We start from the raw sequence: 20693 nt of genomic DNA, 5'->3' as shown, positions 1-20693 counted from the left end.
AGTAATGATGAGCAATGCAAAACTAAAAACACCGTCGGTATTAGCCTTTGAAGCCAAACTTGTACCATCTGATGCCTTAATGTTCTCGGGTAACTGGGATGGCAATGAATGGCAACCGATTGCCGTAGGCGAAAAAGCCGTGCGCGGCACTATTTCTAACCGCCTAAAAGCCGCGACAGCAAATGATCCATTAAAGGTAGATGCTGAGGTTGCCAAGCCTAACTTGCAGACTGTTGATGTGGCAGCACTGCCCCATGCGCACGACACACTGCGTTTAGACTTTAGCCTGCGTGTGTTACCTGGGTTACATGAGCCAAGTACCTGTAATGCACCGGATTATCAATTGGCGTTGGCTGAAAAAGTGACCACTTACCAAAACACTCATGGTTTTGGCGAAATTGCCAAACGCTATGCAGAAAATATTGCCAATGGTCGATTCCTATGGCGCAACCGTGTTGGCGCCGAAGCACTGCGAATTGAAGTTTTGGTAGGAGAAGATACCTTTAAATTCGACGCTTATGACTACAGCTTGCGTGATTTCAGTGGGAATAACATTGAGCAGCTAGCCCAGCACATTGAACAAGGGCTTTCAGACAAACACGTGCTGATTCAAGTGAAAGCCTTTGCCAAAATTGGTAGCGGCCAACCAGTTTACCCTTCGCAAGAACTCGTAATGGGTGGCGGTAAAGGGGATAAAAGCAAGCACCTTTACGCGCTTGATGGCCAAGCAGCCATGCACTCACAAAAAATTGGCAATGCGCTGCGCACCATTGATACCTGGCATGCTGGCGCAGATGAAGTGGGGCCGATTGCGGTAGAGCCATACGGTTCGGTAACCAACCGTGGTGCGGCATATCGCCAGCCAAAGCAGAAACAAGATTTTTACAACCTGTTAGACGGCTGGATGATCAAAGACAAAGAGCCTGAAGCCGAGCAGCAGCACTACCTGATGGCAATGCTGATTCGTGGTGGGGTATTTGGCGAGTAGGTGGTGTATGAACTATTACATTGAAGTAACTGTGTTGCCCGACGCCGAAGTGGCCGAGGGCTTCATATGGCAAAAGCTGTTTCAGCAAGTGCACTTGGCACTTGCTGCAAACAAACTGGCCGATAACCATAGTGCTGTAGGGCTAGGATTTCCGCAATACCAAGCCAAAGGTGGCTTTCCACTGGGCAGCAAACTAAGACTATTTGCACCTGAACAACAGCAACTAGAAGCACTGAACTTGCCAACCTGGCTCAATCGGTTAACGGACTATTTACACATAAAGTCGATTCAACCGGTGCCTGCCAATTGTGACCATGAAGTGTTTCAGCGCAAGCGCGTAAAAGGCCAAACACGTATCGAAAAAGATATGCACAATAAGGCAAAGCTTTGGGCTGAAAAGTCGGGGCAAACTCTAGAGCAGTGCTTGCAAGTTTTAGAAACCAGCAAGCCGAAAGCCAGCTCCAAGTTGCCGTTTGTTTGGGTGGAAAGTCAAACAACCAAGGAATCGGGTAGTCAAAGGTTTCCCTTGTTTATCGAGCGACTGGCAAGCGAAGGTAAACAAGTAGGCATATTTAATTGCTATGGCTTGGCCGATGTGAACAAGCCTGCCAGTGTGCCGAACTTTTAACCTTGTTTTAAGCGCTCTTTAAAAAGTTGTTTTAAATCAACAAGTTACGATTAGGGCTGGAAAAAGGGTATTTTTGCAAAAAATGCGCTTAGCCCTTGTCGTAGCTTATTTTTGTGTGCAAAAATTGCACTTCACCGCCGCACAGGCGGCTTAGAAAAGGGCAGACCGTGTTCGACATTAGCGCAAAGTCTTCACCGCCGCACAGGCGGCTTAGAAATTGAGCCAATGGAAGACTTGGCCTATAGACGGCTTCACCGCCGCACAGGCGGCTTAGAAACTGAAGGGGCTACGCATTTTGATGGCAAGCACTCTTCACCGCCGCACAGGCGGCTTAGAAACAAGGCTTGTGCAACGGCCAATTGGTAGTCGTCTTCACCGCCGCACAGGCGGCTTAGAAAGATACAAAGGAGCTTACGGCTACATAATGATTCTTCACCGCCGCACAGGCGGCTTAGAAAACCTACGCCCAACTCTGTTACCAGGTCATTTACTTCACCGCCGCACAGGCGGCTTAGAAATGAAAGACAATCGGCTATTGGAGGGTAAGTAGCTTCACCGCCGCACAGGCGGCTTAGAAAGCACAGAAGAAGAAAAGCTGATTGATGAGGCGCTTCACCGCCGCACAGGCGGCTTAGAAAAGCTAGATACGCCGCATAACGGTCATCTTTGCCTTCACCGCCGCACAGGCGGCTTAGAAAAATACCGTTCACTACATTGGGGATTACATAGCCTTCACCGCCGCACAGGCGGCTTAGAAAAAATGAAACCAGAACAAGCACGAGAAATTCTACTTCACCGCCGCACAGGCGGCTTAGAAAAAAGAGATAACAAGAAAGAGCTGGCTATCACACTTCACCGCCGCACAGGCGGCTTAGAAATTGGCAGTACCCTATGGCTTCTTCTACTTTAACTTCACCGCCGCACAGGCGGCTTAGAAAGCAGCAGTACCAGCAGCCACAACAACCGATGCCTTCACCGCCGCACAGGCGGCTTAGAAAAAGCTAACCAAGCCTTTTAGCTCTTTCGCAAACTTCACCGCCGCACAGGCGGCTTAGAAAGACTCAAAGAGATAGGCTTGTATCGTGCATGGCTTCACCGCCGCACAGGCGGCTTAGAAATGAAATTTGGTTCACAATGAACCGCCGGTCATCTTCACCGCCGCACAGGCGGCTTAGAAACAAATGAAAAAACTTAGTGTTTGAGTCTGGATCTTCACCGCCGCACAGGCGGCTTAGAAATGGCTATCTTCTTGCTCGGTATTGGCGCTAGTCTTCACCGCCGCACAGGCGGCTTAGAAAATCGAAAACGGTACGAACTATCAGTACATGGTCTTCACCGCCGCACAGGCGGCTTAGAAATTTCCGTCAGTATTGTTAGCGGCTGGCTGCGTCTTCACCGCCGCACAGGCGGCTTAGAAAGTGAGAATGCCGAGCGATACAGCAATAATTGTCTTCACCGCCGCACAGGCGGCTTAGAAATTCTTGTCGGTCGCAGCACTGCTTACTGTTGTCTTCACCGCCGCACAGGCGGCTTAGAAAGCTCCACGTTACGGAGCATACAACAGTAAGCACTTCACCGCCGCACAGGCGGCTTAGAAAAAAAGACAGAATTATTAGCTGGGAGACAGCAACTTCACCGCCGCACAGGCGGCTTAGAAAGTTCGCAAGGCTCGACTAGAATTGATTCCTGCCTTCACCGCCGCACAGGCGGCTTAGAAATTTTGGCCACATGGAGCGCCACTAAGTACAGGCTTCACCGCCGCACAGGCGGCTTAGAAAAACACGCAATGAAGTGCTGGACCACATGCTAACTTCACCGCCGCACAGGCGGCTTAGAAAAATGTGATTTAGCTCTACCTGTGTAGCCATTTCTTCACCGCCGCACAGGCGGCTTAGAAAATTACGTACCGGAAGCACGCAGCCAGAAGTTACTTCACCGCCGCACAGGCGGCTTAGAAAACGCCGTACCGTTCGCCCAAAACGTCGGTTAACTTCACCGCCGCACAGGCGGCTTAGAAAGTTACGACTAGCGCTTTCGTAATCAACTACCTCTTCACCGCCGCACAGGCGGCTTAGAAAACCAGTTCTCGCCCCCTAAATCCGTTTGATCACTTCACCGCCGCACAGGCGGCTTAGAAATTTTGATGTTTGAACCAGGTCGAACATTTTCACTTCACCGCCGCACAGGCGGCTTAGAAAAGATATTTTTTCTTATTATGGTTAACAATTAACTTCACCGCCGCACAGGCGGCTCAGAAAAATGGCGCCAATGACTTTGTTGATATTAATAGCTTCACCGCCGCACAGGCGGCTTAGAAAAACTAGCGTCACCGCCAAGGCCGTCAATCCAGCTTCACCGCCGCACAGGCGGCTTAGAAATCTAGTTGCTACTATAGAAGGACAAACACGGGCTTCACCGCCGCACAGGCGGCTTAGAAATTAGTTAGTAGTTGTGATTTTACATTGATCACCTTCACCGCCGCACAGGCGGCTTAGAAACGTGAACGACACAACAAGTCTAGGAATTTACACTTCACCGCCGCACAGGCGGCTTAGAAATCAACATGTAGCGATTGCACCCCAGCGCCTACCTTCACCGCCGCACAGGCGGCTTAGAAAGCAACCATCGAATACCGCGTCAAACACTACCGCTTCACCGCCGCACAGGCGGCTTAGAAAGCAACAAAACACAGGCGTGGCTTGCTGAGCAATTTCACCGCCGCACAGGCGGCTTAGAAAACTACGCGCTGCCATGATTGTATTCTTGATGACTTCACCGCCGCACAGGCGGCTTAGAAAACAACGAGATTTGGCAAGTACGTCATTCTCAACTTCACCGCCGCACAGGCGGCTTAGAAAACCGCGAATCATAAACTCCACCAGGCGTTCAACTTCACCGCCGCACAGGCGGCTTAGAAATCGCGCTGCTTGCGTTCGCTCGGTGGTAGCTTCTTCACCGCCGCACAGGCGGCTTAGAAAAGCAGTCGCAACTAAAAGAACTAGCAGATCGACTTCACCGCCGCACAGGCGGCTTAGAAAATTCTAAATCAATCTCTTTTGGCCAATGCCAACTTCACCGCCGCACAGGCGGCTTAGAAATGAAAACTGGCAAGATGATTTTGTAACAGAAGCTTCACCGCCGCACAGGCGGCTTAGAAAGGAAAAAACAGAAGCTTCTACAGCTATCGCTACTTCACCGCCGCACAGGCGGCTTAGAAAAGCGTTCGCCAAGTGCTTGCAAGCGTTGAATACTTCACCGCCGCACAGGCGGCTTAGAAATTGCTTTCCAATGCGCGGCGGCGATCAGCCATCTTCACCGCCGCACAGGCGGCTTAGAAATACCATCGACCATCGTTACGTTGACCAGCATGCTTCACCGCCGCACAGGCGGCTTAGAAAACACCAGTTTAACAACGCAGGAGAGTGAGAATCTTCACCGCCGCACAGGCGGCTTAGAAATTGCGCGTTGTCGTGCGCACAATAACAAAGTACTTCACCGCCGCACAGGCGGCTTAGAAATAAACGCCCACATCGTCAATCATTGCGCGAATCTTCACCGCCGCACAGGCGGCTTAGAAATAAATTAGGATCAACATCCATCAGGACGCCATCTTCACCGCCGCACAGGCGGCTTAGAAAACTATGACATCCACCCTCAATAATAGACTTTACTTCACCGCCGCACAGGCGGCTTAGAAAGCGTGAGGCTCAGGTACTCAGCGGCATCGCTCCTTCACCGCCGCACAGGCGGCTTAGAAAATTGACAACCGGATAGTCCTGATTTGGCTCTGCTTCACCGCCGCACAGGCGGCTTAGAAAGAACTAAGAAAGGGCGCGAGATCGAAGTTGACCTTCACCGCCGCACAGGCGGCTTAGAAACTTATATCGAACAAAGCTAGCAGAATCAAAATCTTCACCGCCGCACAGGCGGCTTAGAAAACCCAACTCAGGCACGTTAATCACTTTGGTTTCTTCACCGCCGCACAGGCGGCTTAGAAAGAGGTTAGATGCCAGAAGTGCGGCGGCGAGCTCTTCACCGCCGCACAGGCGGCTTAGAAAGTAGGCCGGAGAGCTTAGCAGCCCGCAGGATTCTTCACCGCCACACAGGCGGCTTAGAAAAATCCCTGAAGGCGACAATGTTACAGAAGTAGCTTCACCGCCACAAAGGCGGCTTAGAATTATTTTTCAGTTATCTAAATTTGTTTCCCGAAGCGTTGCTTCGGAAAACCTACGAGAGTTTGTTGAACTGGTTTCAGACAATTGTTGGAAAAAAATCGCTTTGCGAACGCATTGCAGGCATTCCACTGAAGAAGCCTACCAATAATTCCTAAGCATTTAAGAATGGCGCATTGACTTGGAGTGATGGTGCAGTTGATATAGTGTGGGGTGCCGTATGGGATGGGACTCGAACCCATGAATGTTTACCGAGGTAATATGACCAGCTCCAGCTAGCACCATACCGCGTTTGCTATTCTAGCAAGGCAGTCCGTAGAATGGCCATTCGATACGGTGGATGAATGTTTATCTCCGCCAGCTCTCAAAAGGACGACCCAATGAAAAACCTGCTGTTGCCTGGGCGTCATGCGTCTAATTTGCCTTGGGCGCAAGCGCTTGCGTCCTTATTATCGCAGCCATTTGAGGTGGTTGAGTACCCTTGGTGGCGGGGTGATGAGGCGGTTCATCCTAAACATATCGCTGCTGGTTTTGCTGGGGATACTTATGATTGTGTGGTGGCTAAGTCGATTGGCAGCTTGGTGGCGGCACTTGTGAGTGAGCAGCCTTGGGCTAAAAAAGTGGTGTTAATTGGCGTGCCACTGAATGTGCTAAGTGATGCGGAACGCGACTTTGTGAAGCAGTTTGTTGCCCGTCATCGAACACTCATCATTCAGCAAGCAAATGATAAAACTGCTTCGATGGCGCAGGTTAAAGCTTGGCTAGCGGATACGAGTTGTGAGTTTGTTGAGGTGCCCGGTGAGGATCATATGTATGAGGCTGTTGAGGATTTGGCGGGTGTTGTTGATAGGTGGCTAGGTGGGAGCCAAGCGATCTGATTGGTAGGTTTTGTCTGCAAACATTCGCTTCGCGAATGATTTACAGACCTACTTGCTTCGCGGGTGTGGCGGATAAGAGGTGTGATTGGGGAGTCTGTAACTAGACACCCGCCTTCGCGGGTGTGACGGTTAAGGTGCGGGTGTGACGGGTAAGAGGTGCGAATAGGGAGGTTGTAACTAGACACCCGCCTTCGCGGGTGTGACGGATTAGACGCGGGTGTGACGGTTAAGGTGCGGGTGTGACGGTGTCGTTGCATTTGCGGCTTTTGTTTATTTCTTTAAGTGCGGTTCGCAAATGCTGTGTACGTCGGTGGCGGTGAATATTTCAATCCAATAGCCGTCTGGGTCTTTGATGAAGGCTAGGCCTTTCATGGCGCCGCCGTCGGCGCGTTTTTGGAATTCTACGCCTAGTTCGTCGAAGCGCTCGCAGGCAGCGTTTACGTCTGGTACGTGAAAGCCAATATGGCCAAAGCCTTTTGGCTCGCTGTTACCGTTGTGGTATTGCGCGGTTTCGGCGGTGTCGTCCCAGTTGTGGGTAAGTTCTAACATGGCTGGGCGGCCGAATGTTTGCGCGGTGCGCTCGGCGTCGTTTGGGCTGATGTCGCTGAAGTCTTCGCCTGTGGTGAGGAAATACAAGCTAAAGCGCATGTCTGCGAAGTCTAGGCGCTTAAGTAATGTCATGCCCATTACGCGGGTGTAAAAATCGAGTGAGCGTTTTGGGTCGGCAATGCGCAGCATGGTTTGGTTGAATACGAAGCCTTCGGTGGCAGGATCGCGGTTTTCGCATAGGCCTTCGGCTTGGTCGAAATGGCGGCTCATGGTCACTCCTTTTAGATGGTTTCGGCAATTGTGCATGATTTTGGCGAGGGTTTGTAGGTGGGGGTAAGATTAGGGTGGTGTATATGTGGCTAGACACCCGCCTTCGCGGGTGTGACGGTAGTAGCGGGTGTGACGGATGAGAAGTGTAATTAGGGTCGTGTAACTAGACACCCGCCTTCGCGGGTGTGACGGTAGTAGCGGGTGTGACGGATGAGAAGTGTAATTAGGGTCGTGTAACTAGACACCCGCCTTCGCGGGTGTGACGGATGAGAAGCGGGTGTGACGGTAGTAGCGGGTGTGACGGTAGTAGCGGGTGTGACGGTTAAGATGCGCGTTTAACGCAGCTTTGTTACAGCGGTGGTTGCTGTTGTTTCATTTGCACGGCGTTGGCGTATTGTTTGAGCAAAAACGGTTTGATGTCGTCGTTTAGTATGCTAACGGCTTCGGCTAGGGCTTTGGTCATGTTTTCGCTGGCGTCTAGTACTTCGCCGGCTACGGTTTTGGCGGCCCATTCGTTGGTTTCGAATAGGTGGTAGTTGGCGTGTATTTGTTGATCAATAGCTTTTGCCACGTCGGCGTCGTTTTCAAAGTCGCCTTGTAATACTTCGCCAAAGGCTACGTGAATACGGCCTTTGTCACCAGTAATGCCTCGGGCAATGCTGCGCAGGTCTTCGTTGGCGCGTTTTTTGTAGCTGCCTTGCGACGCCTTGGTGTACATTTCTTTGGCTTGTTGCACGTCGCACGGGTTGCGCTCGTAGCTAATGGTTACTGGTACGATGTTGAGCTCGTTAATATAGCTGGCGTACTCGCGGTCTTTGGGTTTGCTCAGCGAAAACATGCCAATTACGGCTGGGTTGGTGGAGTCGTAGCCGTCTTTGGCGCGCCCTTCGCGTTGGGCAATCCACACGTTGGCGTTTTCTTCTACTACGCAGTGGTGAATATATTGCGACAGCTGCTTGGCGGCTTTGAGCTTCTCGCGCATGCCTTTCACCGAGCGCTTCACAATAAAGCTTTTGTTTAGGCGCATTAGGTGCGAGGCAAAGGGTTTGCTCAGCAGGTTATCGCCAATGGCTATGCGCACGGTTTGAAAGCCATTTTGGTAAAGCGTCCAGTTTACCATGGCTGGGTCCATCACAATGTCGCGGTGATTAGACACAAATAAGTAAGGTTTGTTTGGGTCGAGCTGGTCTAAGCCACTCACGCTCAGCCCCGCCGAGCTGCTATTAATTACTTTGCCTAGTGGCTTCTCTAGCTTGCTTTGAAACTGGTCAACTGTGGTCACGCCCCGAAAATAAAACCGCAAGAACTGTTTAACGGCCCAGCGGCTTAGGCCTGGTGCGGTGCTATGAACCTTGGCGGCTACCCATTTGGCAAGGGTGTCGTGAAATTCTGGGTCATTGGTTAAATGAATAAGAATTTCGCGCACTTCGTTGTCGCGATACGGGCGAATGTCTTCAAATAGGTCTTGTTGGCTCATACACAGGCAGAGAAGTATTAATGTGGCGCATACTCTACGCACTTGCTAGCAGCAAACAAGCCACAACAGTGGGTGAATTTGGAAAAACTGTTTACACGGGTAGGGCAGAAAGCTGGGGCGAACCCCAGCTTTGGCGGGCTAAATTAGCCAGCTAGGTTTTGGTTAACAAATTCCCAGTTAACCAATTTCCAGAACGCGTCTAGGTATGTTGGGCGCGCGTTGCGGTAGTCAATGTAGTAAGCGTGTTCCCATAGGTCTACGGTTAGTAGTGGGGTTACGCCTGCATCAGTTAGTGGGCAGCCAGCGTTAGAAGTGTTTACAATTTCTAGTTCGCCAGCAGCGTTTTTCACTAACCAAGTCCACGATGAACCAAAGTTGTTAACCGCTGCAGTGTTGAATTCTTCTTGGAACTTTTCGAAAGAACCAAACTTGGCGTTGATTGCATCAGCAACTGCGCCAGTTGGTGCGCCGCCGCCATTAGGGCTTAGGCAGTGCCAGTAGAACGTGTGGTTCCAAATTTGTGCAGCGTTGTTGAATACACCACCAGAAGACGTTTTGATGATTTCTTCTAGTTCTTTGCCTTCAAACTCAGTGCCAGGGATTAGACCGTTCAGCTTTTGCACGTAGGTGTTGTGGTGCTTGCCGTGGTGAAAGTCTAAAGTCTCGGCCGAGATGTGTGGCTCAAGTGCGTCTTTTGCATATGGCAGTGCTGGTAATTCAAAAGCCATGATATATCCCTCGATGGTTGCGTTTAAAAATACGTATATGCTGCGAAAAGCTGTATCAACTCTTACTAGAGCCTTGCCCAAGTCAGCTTTACGCTCTGTGCATTATGTTCTGCGCATGTAACAATATGTCGGTTGAAGTTATGGTTAACTTCGAACACGGGTATACTCCCGCAAGTTTTAGTGACGTATTGCTAGCTTTTTGCGTCATGTACGCGCCCTCTTCTCAATTGGGGCACTTATTAATATTTCGTAACTGCATTAACGATACGGAGTACCTTTTATGCCTGAGCGCAGAGAACCAGGTTTAGGCGATTTTTCGCCTTCATCACGCAAACCAGCCGTTAAGCAGCAAGCGCCTAGTAGCTCTGCTCCAAGGCCTACCAATGTGCAACGCCCTGGTCGCACAAAGCCGGCACCGAAAAGCAGCCAAGGTAAGCTGGCTACAGTATTGGCTATCATTGCCATAATTGCTACTGCAGCCGGTGGCTTTTTACTGTATCAGGGCCAACAATTGCAAGCCCAAACACTAGCACAGCTTACCAATCAGCAAACGCAAATTGCCGAGCGCATCGACCGCGTCATTGCTGACTTAGAAAATAATGGGGTTGCTACATCGGAATCTCAAGAGGCGTTGGTAGAACAAGACGAATTTTTATTGTCGGAAATTCGCAAACTGTGGGATCTATCCAACAAGCGCAACCGGCCAAACATTGAAGCGCTGCAAACCGATGTGAACACGCTTGCTGCCACAGCCGAAACCCTATCGGCGCAGGTTACGGCTTTAGATGGTTTATCCAGCACACTTAGCGGCCAAATTGATAACCGAGTTGCGAGCGCGCAGGCTACGCTGCAAAGCCAAATTAACGAGCAAACGTCGGCCCAAAATCAGGCCATTAACCGAGTGCAGGCGCAAATTAATAACCTGCCTAATGCCGAAATGCTAAGCAACATTAGCGCCCAGCAGCAAACAGCGCAGGCACAGGTGTTAGAGCTTAGGTTGGCGGTTGAAGCGCTAGAAGAGCAAATTAATCGGTTGTCGGCGGCTGCCGGTAGCGATATGACATTAAGCCAATGGATTAGTGTGATGGATGCTTCACGTATTGAGTTGTCGCAGCGCATTAGCGCCTTACAGTTGCAGTTAGAGTCGCCAGCAGCAAACTAGCTGCACTGTTTATTAGATAGGTTTATTGGCTAGGTTTGGCGAGCTTGCATCGCGCTCGCCAGCGATGCATTGCTCGTTTGCGCGAGTAAGCGCTAGGCCCACGAGCTAAACAGGTGGTGCAACCTACCTGTAACCAGATAAAATCTCGTTTTATTGTTAATTCGCCACGTTTGCAAAATGGACAAGCGTGGTTTTTGCCATTAGGAGTCATTGTGCAAGGCCTAATCTTTCATGTACGCCCCGGATTTGAGGCCGACCTCGCTGCCGAGGTTGCCAGTAAGCTACCTAAGTATGGCTTAGTTGGGTATCCAAAAACAGGGGCAGGGCAGGTATTTTGGTATGGGTTTCAACCATTTCATGTCGACCAAAATGCAATTGCCAACCTAGTCTTTGCTCGCCAAGCCTTGTGGATTCTTGCCGATGTACCAGAGCTTCCGCGCGAAGACCGAGTATCGGCCGTACTGGCAGCATTGCCCGGTAAAGGCAAACAACAATACGGTGGTGTGCGCATCGAGGCCTCCGACGCCGATGCGTTGCGCCCACTAAGCACGCTGTGTAAAAAGCTTACCAACCCAATGCGCAATGCGCTGCGCAAAGCCGGTTGGCTGAGTGATAAAGAAGATACCTCCCTGCCTTGGTTGCACCTTGTGTTTACCTCAGAAACCAGTGCTGTTGTGGCCATGTCGCCACAGTTGCCGGAATGGCCAATGGGCATAGTGCGCTTAAAGTTCCCAAATAAAGCGCCTAGTCGCAGTACGTTAAAGCTCGATGAAGCGTTTCGCGTATTAGCACCAGATATCACCCAAACAATGGGCGGTCAGTGGTGTGTTGATCTGGGTGCGGCCCCGGGTGGTTGGACCTACCAGCTTGTGCGTCGAGGTGCGCGGGTATATGCCGTCGACAACGGGCCAATGGATCCAGAATTAATGGAAACCGGTCAGGTAGAGCACGTCAAAGCCGACGGTTTCTCGTGGCAGCCACCAAAGCAAATTGAGTGGCTGGTGTGCGATATGGTCGAGCAGCCGAGCCGCGTGGCCGATTTAATGGCCTTCTGGATCGACAATCAGCTGTGTCGCCGAGCTATGTTTAACCTAAAACTACCAATGAAAAAGCGCTGGCAAGCCGTGGAAGATGCGCTGGCGCGTATCAATAATGGCATCAGCCCAGGCTTGTTGGTGCGCGCTAAACAGCTGTATCACGACCGCGAAGAAATCACGGTTGTTATTGCGCCGCGCTAGGGCTTACTTTTTAGCGTTACCATTCTAAGGCAATGCCCCAGCGGGGCGTTGTTACGCCAATTGTCGTGGCAATACTTAGGCCGCTTGTTAGGTCGGTGGTAATGCGCAGGCTGTCTATCGGCAAGGGAATGCCCGCTAAGCGCTGTTTGCCCAGCGGCTTGCCTAATACAACTAGGTTATTTTGGTTGTCTAGCGCTTCGAAGGCTATTACGTCTGTGGTGACCGACAGCCGTTCAATATTATGCCAACTTGGTTGATACCAAACGCCCACATCGCCCGACACCGCCAAGTTCAACATGCTACTGCCACTTTCTACTTGCTGATTATTGTTCACATAGCGGTAGTTGAGCCCAGAAAGGTTCCAGTTCATGCTGAAGTCTTGCACGATGGTTGCGCCAAATGCTCTGCTACTAGGTAAATGCTTCATAGTGGTGAGCTCAATGCCGTAGAACCTTTGCCTAACCTCAAAAAACCAAGGGTCAAGGCTAGAGGTAGTCAGCCCTATTAGGTTTTGTTGGTCACCATCTAGTTGCTGTATTGCAGTGGCAACACCGGCCAGGGCAGCCAGCGTGAGCACATTGCGGTTGCGTTCATCTTGCCAGCTATCGTTGCCTATTCCTTCCAACACGGTCAGTGCACCCAGCATGGCGGTGTAACTGTTGTGTGCTAGGTTGGTATCTGCCCAAATTGGTTGCATGATGGGTTGTGGTTTGTATGGCACTGGTTGCAATATGTTGTGTGGCATGGGGGGCACTGGTTTAGCTTGTGGTGTTGCAACAGTATTTGGTTCAACATTGCCCACAGCAACAGTTTCTGCATTTGATGCTCTCGCAACTGAGGAAGCAGGGGGTTCAACTGGCTCCGCTGAAGCACTAGGCTTGGCTTCGCTGGCAAGGTTTTGGCGAGCATTGTCGTAGCGCAGCCTGGCTTCGTTATAGTAGCGGTCGGCAACATTGCTCTGAGTAACTTTAACGTTGCGCAAAGACACTTGGGCTAAGCTGCTGGTGCGCTCAATATTGGCAACCAGTGTGTTAAGTGTTTGCTGTGCCTGCGCCACGCCTTGGGCGTTAGCGCAATGGTCGCCCGAGCTCACTGTTTCAGAGGTGAAGGTACCCATTTTGTAGCCAGCATAATAAATGTCGGCCTGCCAGCTTGTGATGGCGTCGGCTAAGTTGTCGGGCAGGTTATTTATGGCGAAAGGGTGGCTGGGGGCAAACCGTTGGCGATTAATCACCACACCGGTACTGGTGGAAAGTGATTCAAAGTCGACAAACAGTCGGACGGGCTGGCCGTTGGCCTCCTTACAAACACCTACGCTCCAGTTCAAGGTATTCGTGAACGCAGCGCCGTTTATCGGGTCGTAAATAACCTCGTTCTCGCCTTGTGAATAAGCAATAAACCCTTGCATGGCTAGTGCACTAAACGGGAGTGCCATCAACAATAAAAAAATAACGCGCACCAGAATCTCTCTATCACTGATCAAAAACTGATCGCTAACCTAGCGCAGTTCGGTTAAAACTGCTAGCGAGGGGCGCAACTATATTATTTATTTTTGAACCGGTTCCAGTAACGAATAATAAACGGGGAGATGATAAGCCTAACGCTCGTCTGGGAATTGGATAAGTGTTGCGGCGTGGTTAATGGTTGTTTGCCCTAAGGTGCCTAGGCAGGGGGCGGTGAGTCTTGTGGCAATCGAGTCAATCATGTTTTGGTTGCTGCCATGGCGATTATTCGCAACCCAGCCTGCTAACTTGCTGCCAATCGCCTGGGCGCTCAGTAGCGCATGGTTGATGCAACCAAGTTTGATATCCACCACCAGTATCACAGGTATATTTAATGCATTGGCGTAATCGGCTAGGGTTTGTTGCTCGTTGATGGGAACAAACCAGCCGCCAGCGCCTTCTATTAATTGGTAGTCGGCGGGCGGTATTTGCTGGCTTAGGTTTATAAGGCTTTGTAGGCTGGTGGCTTGGCATAAATGCGGTGACTGGGGGTCAGCAAATACTATGGGGTTGTGCACAGAATAATCGTAACTTGGTGAGCTGTACTGTTGGAGCAATTGGCCATCTTCATTTTCTAAGGCGCCGTTGTGCCAGGTTGCACCAGCGGCGATTGGTTTAAAGCCAAAGGCGCTGCGCCCTTGCTGTGCGGCGCGAGCGAGCAGGGCAGCCGTTACAAAGGATTTTCCCACTTCGGTATCGGTGCCGGTTATGAAATAGCGTTTAGTCATAAGATTTAATAGCAGTAAGGCTAACGACTTTATAGGTAAGTGGCAGCTTGCCTGTTTCGGTGCGTTGCATGCTGTTTTCTAGGCGCTCTAAGGCCGTTTGGCTGCGAATGCCGGAGTCTTGTGTAGGCGCATTGGCACCGGTTTCTTTTATGTGCTGCATTAGGTCGCGAATGTTGTCAAACTGCAGTTGGTAGCTGTGCACATGATGATGAATTAAGGAAAACTTTGCCCCAAATAACGACACCCAGGCGGTTGCCGGAAGCGTTGGTTGAACTGGGCAGGGTAAGCCAACCTTATTGTAGGCGTGAACAAGTTCGGCGAAGTTGCCAGCGCAGGTAACACTGCAGGCTATTTTGGCGCCTAACTTACATACACGAGCCCATTCATCAATGGCATTTAACGGCTGCTCGCACCACTGCAATGCCATGTTGGAAAAAATGCCGTGCACCGATTTGTTTTGCAAAGGAATGGCTTCAGTGCAGGCTTGCACTCGGGTGCTGCCACGGTAATAGGCTAGGTCGATGCCAATGCAGTCATCGCCTAGTGCTTGTACTTGTGGGCCGCAGCCAACATCTAACCATAAGCCCTGTGTTGCACCCAGTTGCGCCAGCATGTCGTCGCGAACCCATTGCTGAATAACGGCGTGCTCGTGATAATGTTCTGCCGCTCGTTCGAATTGTTGCGCAGTCTTGTTCATAGGTGCTCCAGTACGCTTGCATGTCCACCTTCAACTAGTTCGCAATGTCCCTCTGCTATGACCAGTTTGTCTTGTTTGGCATACACGCGTCGTGCGTTGTGCCAGTGAGTAATTTCATATTTTTCTAACCAATCTAGAGTGTTTAGCAGGGTAGGCTTGTCGGTCACTTGTGGTGCTGTGTCGTAGTCGCACCAAGTTTGAAACCTAGCTAATGCCTCTTCTGGAGAGCGGGCTAATAAGCGTTTAAATGCCCGCAGTGCTGCATTGCTAATACCCTGTGGGTGGCAAAACCTCTGCCCACATGCCAACACCGTGGTGCTGCAACTCTTTGGTATTAGCTGCATGGCTACCGCACCGCCTAATGACCAACCAGTCACGGCACAGTTTTCTGGCATAGCCGCCAGTATCTGTTCGCAGTAGCTGTGTAGGTCTAGCTCGGCTGACCACTGTGTTGCCCAGTGTTCACCTGGGCGCGTGGCAATGGCTTGGTTAAATATTCGCCAGTCGTAAGCAAAACCTGGAACCCATAAATAGGGTTTGCTGCCTGTTTTTGCTACGCGCGTTAGCATGTTTCCATCACCAGCTCAGCAAGTTGATTGACTGCCTTTTCACTCTGATTTGAACTAAGTGTAATGCGCAGCTTAGGGGTTTTGACGGTGGGGCGACGAATGGCGCCTGTTAGGTAACCTAACTGCAATAACGTGGTGTGTTTGGTCAGTAGTGTTTGATTGTTTGGCATCGAAATGGTTTGAATAGGCGAGTTGGTAACGGTCCCAGTTGCCTTCTGCCAAATATCTATGTTGCGTTGTAGCTTTGCTTGGCGCTCACCGGTTTGAGCAAGTTGGAAGTTATGATGTATTTGCTCAATCACCATAGGGGGTAAGGCCGTGCTGTAAATATGGCTATTGGCAAACTGGCGTAAATACTCAATGCATGGCTGGCTAGCCGCAACAAAGGCGCCAACACAACCAACGGCTTTTGAAAAAGTGCCAACATAAAGGTCTAGGTGTTTGCTTGCCAACGGTCGCAACATAAAACCATGTGCGTCATCCACCATATGCCAGCTATTTGGGCTGCTGGCAGCAAATGCTTCTAGGTTTAGCCAATCGCCATCCATTGAAAATAAGCCTTCGCTGATCACTAGCTGACACGGTTTGCTGTGCACGCGCTGTGCTAGGTGCTCGTAGTTTTGATGACGAAAGCGCCGCCATTGGGCGCCGCTTAACTTTAGGCCGTCGAGAATGGAAGCGTGGCAAAGCTGGTCTGCTAGGGCAAAGTCGTTTTTGTCGAGCAAGGCTTGCAGTACGCCAAGGTTGGCTTGGTAGCCACTGGCGAACACCATAACTGCTGGCATGTTGAGGTAGTCGGCGATGGCTTCTTCAAGTGCTTGCTGGGCTTTATGGTAACCACTCACCATCACTGAAGCGCCCGCACCACAAGCTTTGTTTGAATGGCTTGTCTGGTTGGCCAGGCCTAAATAGTTGTTGCTGGCAAAGTCGTGAAGTTTGCTGTTGTGCACTGTTGCTGTTCGATTTAGCTCTAATTTTGTTCGCTGGTAAAGCTGGTTAGAAACCTTGCTAGCTAAATTCATATTTCTTCCTCGACTTCCACTCGCCGACTACGATAGTTTTTGCCGTTATTTAGTCAATGTAATTTAAATAAGTAGTTTACAAAAGTATGAATAGTAATCAGGTTAAACAGATAGACGCCGAGCATTTATGGCATCCGTATGCGGCAATGGGCAGTGCTAGTCAGTATGTGGTCACACACGCTAAAGGCGCCAAAATTACGATCGCTAACCATGGCGAAGTGCTAGATGGCATGGCTTCCTGGTGGGCTTGTATTCATGGTTATAACCATCCGCTGCTTAATCAGGCCCTGCATCAGCAAGTCGAGTCGTTTTCTCATGTTATGTTTGGTGGCTTAACGCATGCACCGGCAGCTGAGCTAGCAGAACAGTTAATGCAGCACCTGCCTGCTGGGCTAACTCGGTTTTTCTTCACCGACTCAGGCTCGGTATCCATCGAGGTGGCGCTAAAATTAGTACTGCAATATCAAATGGCGAAGCGGCGCCCGAAGCGCAGAAAAATGGCGTCTCTGCGAGGGGCCTATCATGGTGATACCTTTGGCGCCATGTCACTGTGTGACCCAGATAAAAGCATGCACTCAATGTTTAATAGCATGTTAGCTCAGCACTGTTTTTTGCCGCGCCCAACAGCAGAGTTCAGCGAAGACATTTGGCAGCAATGGCAACAAACTTTGCTAGCGCAGCAAGATGAGATTGCTGGTGTGTTTGTTGAGCCCCTGCTGCAAGGCGCTGGGGGAATGCAGCCATATCATAGCGAATACTTGCGCCGCTTGCGGGCACTGTGTAATGAGTTGGATATCTTGCTGGTTGCAGATGAAATCGCGACGGGTTTTGGCCGTACCGGGCAGTGGTTTGCTTGCCAAACCGCTGGCATTGTTCCCGATGTCATTTGTATCGGTAAAGCCCTAACCGGTGGTTACATGACAATGGCCGCTATGGTTACCACCAGCAAGGTTGCTCAACAAATGAGTGCCTCACCGGCTGGTGTTTTGATGCATGGGCCAACGTTTATGGCTAACCCATTGGCTTGTAAGGTGGCAGGTGCCAGCATTCGCCTATTAGAAAGCTACCCTTGGCAAGCACGGGTGAGCACTATGAATGCCCGCTACCAAGCGGCGTTGTCTACTATTGAGGCCATTGCTGGTGTAAGCCAGGTACGCACACTCGGCAATATCATTGCTGTCGACTTAACAGCGCCAGTGGATATGGCAAGCTTCACCAAGCTTGCCGTGAGCCATGGCATCTGGCTGCGCCCATTTGGCAACATGGTTTACATGATGCCGCCTTATTTACTCAATGACAGCGAGCAAGCTTTGCTTGTAGAGCGGTTTATTCGGGTGCTGCAGCAGTATCAGCAGACGCGTTAAACTGGCAAACTTGCAGCCGTACCGAGACTTCAATGGCGCTTGGTGGCTGCTCAATTAGGGCTTCACGCGCTGCTTGTTTGGCTCTGAACCAATGCGGTGTCATAACAGCAAGCGCTTGCACTTCGCTCGCATCTAGGCCTTCTATGCTATAAGTCAGCACCTGCTCGTGTTCGCAGGTTAGAAACGCAGGCAACTGAGCTTCGGGCTTTTCAATCACCTGTTCGTATAGGGCAGCGCGCAGCGAATATAAATGCTGGTTGGTGCTATTTACCAAAACTAGCTTGCCACCGGGTTTGAGTAAGCGCTGAAACTCGTGCCATACGGGAAAGCCAAAGGCGCACACAATATAGTCGAAGGAGTGCTCAGCAATTGGCAAGGCTTTGTTGCTGGCCACCAGTATTTGCGCCGCAGGGCACTGCTTCGCCGCCACGGCTGCGGCAAACTTAGAAATGTCGTTACCCACAGCATCTATGTTTTTAGCGGCCAATAGCTGGCTTAAATAGTAGCCTTCACCGCAGCCAGCATCGAGCACTGTGCTGTTATTTTCGATCAATTCGCTTAGCGCATTGGCAATTGGCTGGTAGTAGCCTTTTGCCAACCAAGCCCTGCGCGCTGCGACCATTTCTTTTGAATCGCCCGGTTGTTTACTGCGCTTTTGTTGAACTGCAAGTAGGTTGATATGCCCTTGTTTTGCCACATCAAAGCTATGCTGGTTACTGCAGCACCATTGGCTGTTGGATGGCTGCAATGGTGCTTGGCAATGAGGGCAAATGAACGCAATGGGCATAAAAATCCTGTTCTGACTCGATTTCACTCAACATGCCCCCATAATACAACATTACAGGGTGTTATCCTGCCAAAATAACACCACCCCTAGTATCAGCTGGAGTCTCAGTGATGGCAGATCAAAAACGACCAATCAGCGTTTTGCGCAACCTTTGGCCATATATCAAACCTTACCGAATGCGCCTGTTTGCCGCTTTGGCAGCGCTGTTGGTCACCACTGCAATCAACGCTTCAATTGGTCAGGGCTTGCGAGTGGTGATCGATCAGGGACTCATTGCTCAGTCGCTAGAGGTGTTAAACCAAGCGCTGATTATTATGGTGGCTGTAGTTGTTGTATTGGCTGTTGCCACCTACCTGAGGTTTTATTGGGTCACCTCGCTTGGCGAGTACGTAACGGCGGATATTCGCCGTTCGGTTTTCCGCCACTTGGTCACCCTGCACCCTAGTTATTTTGAAGAAAACCGCAGCGGCGAAATTATGTCGCGCTTAACGACCGACACCACCTTATTGCAATCCATTATTGGGTCGTCGGTGTCGTTCGCCTTGCGCTCATTTTTAACCATGTTGGTGGGCATTGTGATGTTGCTGATTACCAACATTAAACTCACGGCCATTGTGCTACTAAGTGTGCCGATTGTACTGCTACCTATCATTATTTATGGCAAGCGTGTGCGCGAGCTGTCGAAATCTAGCCAAGATCGTATTGCTGATGTGGGCACCTACGCTGGTGAGATTATTCAGCAAATGAAGGTGGTGCAAAGCTATCACCGACAAGATTTTGAAAACCAAGCGTTTAATACTGAAGTGGATGCCGCGCTCGATGTTGCCAAAGCGCGCATTCGCCAGCGTGCAGCACTGATTGCCGTTGCCATTTCGCTGTCGTTCATTGCTATTGGTTTTATGGTGTGGATTGGTGGCCGCGATGTGATGACCGGCGCTATGAGTGGTGGTGAGTTAGCGGCTTTCTTGTTTTATGCTGTAATGGTCGCAATGGGGGTGGCGTCGATCTCAGAAATTATAGGCGAGCTGCAGCGTGCCGCCGGGGCAACCGAGCGGTTAATGGAGCTGCTTGCTGTGGAGTCTGATATTCAATCGCCACAAGCGCCGCTTGCGCCGAACTTTAACGCGCCCACCCATGTTAGTTTTGACCAGGTTAACTTCAGCTATCCAAGCCGGCCAAACGAGAAAGCGTTGAATGCCTTAACGCTGGCCATTGCCCGTAACGAAACCGTTGCATTAGTGGGCCCAAGTGGGGCGGGTAAATCAACTTTATTTGAGCTACTACTGCGCTTTTATGACCCGCAGCAAGGCAGTATTGCGATAAACCAAGTGGATGTGCGAGAGCAATCGCTGGCCGATATTCGCCAACACATTGCATTGGTGCCACAGCAGCCGGTATTGTTTAGCGCTGATGTTTGGCACAACATTCGCTATGGCAACCCCAACGCCAGTGATGAACAAGTATTGGCGGCGGCAAAAGCGGCCAATGCGCATGAGTTTATTGAGCGTTTGCCCGAAGGCTATGGCAGTTATTTAGGTGAGAATGGTGTGCGCCTAAGTGGCGGCCAGAAGCAGCGCATTGTGATTGCGCGCGCCATTTTGGCGAATCCTGAGTTGCTGTTACTCGATGAAGCAACCAGTGCGCTCGACGCGCAAAGCGAGCACTTAGTGCAGCAAGCACTAGAAAAACTGATGCAGGGGCGTACCACCATTATTATCGCCCACCGCCTGGCCACAGTGAAAAATGTTGACCGAATTCTGTTGCTACAGGACGGTGAGCTCAAAGCTCAGGGGAGCCATAACGAGCTGATGCAATCGTCTGAGCTGTATGCCAAGTTGGCAAGCTTGCAGTTTAACGAGCAAGCAACACCAGAAAAGCCGGACTTAGATCAAAAAGTTGTTGCCAATAGCAGCATCTAGATAAAAAAAGCAGTA

The 20693-nt window shown here is 50.6% G+C and carries 16 protein-coding genes and 1 CRISPR repeat array; of the genes, 7 read left to right on the top strand and 9 right to left on the bottom strand.

Annotated features, from left to right (window positions below; all coding sequences use genetic code 11):
• Nucleotides 1-4 precede the first annotated feature (4 nt).
• The 3 genes from csy3 to DUW71_RS00370 all read left to right on the top strand — a co-directional run bounded on the left by csy3 (nt 5) and on the right by DUW71_RS00370 (nt 6666).
• Complete coding sequence (gene csy3 / locus DUW71_RS00380) at nt 5-988, top strand: type I-F CRISPR-associated protein Csy3 (protein WP_199671111.1); 984 nt, start codon at nt 5-7, stop codon at nt 986-988.
• Between the two features lie 7 nt (nt 989-995).
• On the top strand, nt 996-1616 hold the full coding sequence (gene cas6f, locus DUW71_RS00375; RefSeq protein WP_119393251.1) for a type I-F CRISPR-associated endoribonuclease Cas6/Csy4: 621 nt from the start codon (nt 996-998) through the stop codon (nt 1614-1616).
• 129 nt (nt 1617-1745) lie between these two features.
• Nucleotides 1746-5794: direct repeats of the CRISPR family, unit length 28 nt; unit sequence CTTCACCGCCGCACAGGCGGCTTAGAAA.
• Nucleotides 5795-6168: 374 nt separating this feature from the next.
• A complete protein-coding gene (locus DUW71_RS00370) occupies nt 6169-6666 on the top strand; it encodes a hypothetical protein (protein ID WP_119393250.1) in 498 nt (165 codons plus the stop codon).
• A 270-nt stretch (nt 6667-6936) separates the two neighbouring features.
• On the opposite strand, the gene gloA is transcribed toward DUW71_RS00370, so the two are convergent.
• The 3 genes from gloA to sodB form a co-directional block, all read right to left on the bottom strand.
• The gene (gloA, locus tag DUW71_RS00365; RefSeq protein WP_119393249.1) at nt 6937-7485 is read right to left on the bottom strand and encodes a lactoylglutathione lyase; all 549 of its coding nucleotides are present in this window, start codon (nt 7483-7485) and stop codon (nt 6937-6939) included.
• A 349-nt stretch (nt 7486-7834) separates the two neighbouring features.
• The gene (locus DUW71_RS00360) at nt 7835-8962 is read right to left on the bottom strand and encodes a 1-acyl-sn-glycerol-3-phosphate acyltransferase (RefSeq protein ID WP_119393248.1); all 1128 of its coding nucleotides are present in this window, start codon (nt 8960-8962) and stop codon (nt 7835-7837) included.
• Between the two features lie 143 nt (nt 8963-9105).
• Entirely contained in the window at nt 9106-9690 is a 585-nt protein-coding gene (gene sodB / locus DUW71_RS00355; RefSeq protein ID WP_119393247.1) for a superoxide dismutase [Fe], read from the bottom strand.
• A gap of 280 nt (nt 9691-9970) precedes the next feature.
• Here sodB and DUW71_RS00350 point away from each other — a divergent pair, with 280 nt between their 5' ends.
• Entirely contained in the window at nt 9971-10852 is an 882-nt protein-coding gene (locus tag DUW71_RS00350; RefSeq protein WP_119393246.1) for a hypothetical protein, read from the top strand.
• A gap of 212 nt (nt 10853-11064) precedes the next feature.
• Nucleotides 11065-12090: a 23S rRNA (cytidine(2498)-2'-O)-methyltransferase RlmM gene (gene rlmM / locus DUW71_RS00345; RefSeq protein WP_119393245.1), complete on the top strand. Its 1026-nt coding sequence runs from the start codon at nt 11065-11067 to the stop codon at nt 12088-12090.
• A gap of 16 nt (nt 12091-12106) precedes the next feature.
• Here rlmM and DUW71_RS00340 read toward each other — a convergent pair whose 3' ends face one another.
• From DUW71_RS00340 to DUW71_RS00320, 5 genes are all read right to left on the bottom strand, one after another.
• Nucleotides 12107-13549, bottom strand: a complete 1443-nt coding sequence (locus DUW71_RS00340) for a hypothetical protein (RefSeq protein WP_119393244.1) — start codon at nt 13547-13549, stop codon at nt 12107-12109.
• 138 nt (nt 13550-13687) lie between these two features.
• Nucleotides 13688-14320: a dethiobiotin synthase gene (gene bioD / locus DUW71_RS00335; protein ID WP_119393243.1), complete on the bottom strand. Its 633-nt coding sequence runs from the start codon at nt 14318-14320 to the stop codon at nt 13688-13690.
• The gene (locus tag DUW71_RS00330; protein WP_119393242.1) at nt 14313-15017 is read right to left on the bottom strand and encodes a methyltransferase domain-containing protein; all 705 of its coding nucleotides are present in this window, start codon (nt 15015-15017) and stop codon (nt 14313-14315) included. Before DUW71_RS00330 ends, bioD begins: the two co-directional genes overlap by 8 nt.
• Nucleotides 15014-15586, bottom strand: coding sequence for an alpha/beta fold hydrolase (locus tag DUW71_RS00325; RefSeq protein WP_119393241.1), 573 nt, complete (start codon nt 15584-15586; stop codon nt 15014-15016). Before DUW71_RS00325 ends, DUW71_RS00330 begins: the two co-directional genes overlap by 4 nt.
• Nucleotides 15580-16608: an aminotransferase class I/II-fold pyridoxal phosphate-dependent enzyme gene (locus DUW71_RS00320; RefSeq protein WP_119393240.1), complete on the bottom strand. Its 1029-nt coding sequence runs from the start codon at nt 16606-16608 to the stop codon at nt 15580-15582. The genes DUW71_RS00325 and DUW71_RS00320 overlap by 7 nt, the downstream gene beginning before the upstream one ends.
• A gap of 86 nt (nt 16609-16694) precedes the next feature.
• On the opposite strand from DUW71_RS00320, the gene bioA reads away from it, so the two are divergent.
• A complete protein-coding gene (gene bioA / locus DUW71_RS00315; RefSeq protein WP_119393239.1) occupies nt 16695-17972 on the top strand; it encodes an adenosylmethionine--8-amino-7-oxononanoate transaminase in 1278 nt (425 codons plus the stop codon).
• Here bioA and DUW71_RS00310 read toward each other — a convergent pair.
• Nucleotides 17935-18759 (bottom strand): putative RNA methyltransferase, encoded by an 825-nt coding sequence (locus DUW71_RS00310; protein WP_119393238.1) that lies wholly within the window; start codon nt 18757-18759, stop codon nt 17935-17937. The genes bioA and DUW71_RS00310 overlap by 38 nt on opposite strands.
• 110 nt (nt 18760-18869) lie before the next feature.
• Here DUW71_RS00310 and DUW71_RS00305 point away from each other — a divergent pair, with 110 nt between their 5' ends.
• A complete protein-coding gene (locus DUW71_RS00305) occupies nt 18870-20678 on the top strand; it encodes an ABC transporter transmembrane domain-containing protein (RefSeq protein WP_119393237.1) in 1809 nt (602 codons plus the stop codon).
• The last annotated feature ends 15 nt before the right edge of the window (nt 20679-20693 follow it).

This window comes from Salinibius halmophilus, from assembly GCF_003577475.1.
In the GTDB taxonomy this organism is placed as follows: domain Bacteria; phylum Pseudomonadota; class Gammaproteobacteria; order Pseudomonadales; family Natronospirillaceae; genus Salinibius; species Salinibius halmophilus.
The sequence above is the reverse complement of the archived record's forward strand: the minus strand, read 5'-3'. Positions and strand labels throughout refer to the sequence as shown.